General features: G+C 67.7%; 1 pseudogene. It reads left to right on the forward strand.

The features are described from left to right. A pseudogene (locus tag D1614_RS28525) lies at positions 1 to 573 on the forward strand (hypothetical protein); the annotation flags it as partial.

Genomic DNA, 573 nt, shown 5'->3' on the forward strand with positions numbered 1-573 from the left:
CAACGCGTTTGCCGACGAGGACGTGCGCGGCTTCGCCGAACGTATCGTGCGGTTCCTGAAGTTACCCGACGACAAGATCGATTTTTCCGCCGAACCCAAGATCGACGGCCTGTCGATGTCGCTGCGTTACGAGGGCGGCGAACTGGTCAGGGCCGCGACGCGCGGCGACGGCGCGGGGGGCGAGGACGTCACCGCCAATATCCGCACGCTCGAGGACGTGCCGCAGAAGCTGAAGGGGCGCAACATCCCCGGCATCTGCGAGGTGCGCGGCGAGGTCTATATGCCGCTGGCCGCCTTCAAGGCGTTCAACGAGGATGCGGCGGCGGCGGGCGAGCGCACCTACGCCAATCCGCGCAACTTCGCCTCCGGCTCGCTGCGCCAGATCGACCCGTCCATCACCGCCCGGCGGCCGTTGCGATTCTTCGCCTATGCCTGGGGCTTGCTCAGCGCGCCGTTCGCCGAGACCCAGTGGGAAGCCTTGAGCAAGCTGCGCGATTGGGGTTTCGTGGTCACGCCGCAGGCGCGGCGCGTCGAGAACGCCGAAGGCCTGCTGGCGGCCTATGCCGAGTTCGA

Source organism: Maribellus luteus (assembly GCF_003576475.1).
GTDB lineage: Bacteria > Bacteroidota > Bacteroidia > Bacteroidales > Prolixibacteraceae > Draconibacterium > Draconibacterium luteum.